We start from the raw sequence: 1,089 nt of genomic DNA, 5'->3' as shown, positions 1-1,089 counted from the left end.
TCCGCCGCGAACGGAGCGATCTTCGCCTCGGCCAGCGAACGCACCGCCTCACGGAGCATCCCGTGCTCCTCGGAGATACGGAAGAGATCGAAGTCCTGGCTCATGATCGCCACTCCTGTTTCACGACGGTACTCAGTACCCTTCATTATGCATGCGCGCAGCAAAAAGGGAACTCAGTGCCTTCACATGGCGGCACTGAGTTCCCTATCCTTTTTCCTGCCGAACTTCTGCCGAACAAGCCGGTCCGAGCGCAGGGAGATGACAGCGTGGTCCACTCAGCCATCGACACCGACACCCGGAGCACCACGCTGTACTTCCAGCGCTGCGCGTGGTGCAGCAACCCGACCTTCCAGCGACTGCTCTGCCCCACCTGCGGCTCCACCGAGCTGCGGCTGGAGGCCAGCACCGGCACCGGGGTCGTCCGGCGCTGCGAGGTCGAGCAGGCCCGCACGCCGCTGGTCCGTCAGAAGTCCCTGATCCGGATGGCCGAGGGCTTCGACGTGTGGTGCATCGTCGACGGGCTGCGCAGCACCGTCCCGGTCGGCACCAGGGTCCGGCTGCTCCCCTCCCCCGACTCCGACCAGCCCGAGCTGCGGCTGCTCCCGATGGAGGAGCCGCAGCCCCCGCTGGACGCCGAACCGCGCCCGCTGCCGCCGGCCCAGGGCGGCTTCACCCAGCACCTGGCCGCCTTCACCGAGTAGCCGCGGGCGGCCGCGGCCACGCCGGAGGGCGTGCGGCGCGGCCCCCGCGCACGACGGAGGGCGTGGCACCGAGTACCCGGTGCCACGCCCTCCCGTGCTCCCCGCGGGGATCAGCCCTTGCGGACCTTGACCTCGGCGGTCAGCTGCGGCAGGACCTCGAAGAGGTCGCCGACCACGCCGTAGTCCGCCAGCTCGAAGATCGGGGCCTCGGGGTCCTTGTTGACGGCCACGATGGTCTTCGAGGTCTGCATGCCGGCCCGGTGCTGGATCGCGCCCGAGATGCCGTTGGCCACGTACAGCTGCGGCGAGACCTGCTTGCCGGTCTGGCCGACCTGGTTGCTGTGCGGGTACCAGCCGGCGTCGACCGCGGCACGGGAGGCGCCGACGG

Annotated in this window: 2 protein-coding genes; one reads left to right on the top strand and one right to left on the bottom strand. The window is 70.0% G+C overall.

What is annotated here, in order from left to right; all coding sequences use genetic code 11:
• Positions 1 to 266: 266 nt before the first annotated feature.
• The gene (locus ACIA8Q_RS33855; protein ID WP_360223533.1) at positions 267 to 701 is read left to right on the top strand and encodes a hypothetical protein; all 435 of its coding nucleotides are present in this window, start codon (positions 267 to 269) and stop codon (positions 699 to 701) included.
• 110 nt (positions 702 to 811) lie between these two features.
• On the opposite strand, the gene ACIA8Q_RS33850 is transcribed toward ACIA8Q_RS33855, so the two are convergent.
• Positions 812 to 1,089: electron transfer flavoprotein subunit alpha/FixB family protein (locus ACIA8Q_RS33850; RefSeq protein WP_360223530.1), on the bottom strand; the 278-nt coding region annotated here is incomplete at its 5' end.

Origin of the sequence: Kitasatospora sp. NPDC051705 (genome assembly GCF_044453265.1) — a bacterium.
GTDB lineage: Bacteria > Actinomycetota > Actinomycetes > Streptomycetales > Streptomycetaceae > Kitasatospora.
Note: the sequence above shows the minus strand (reverse complement) of the source record. Positions and strands in the feature narration are given on the sequence as shown.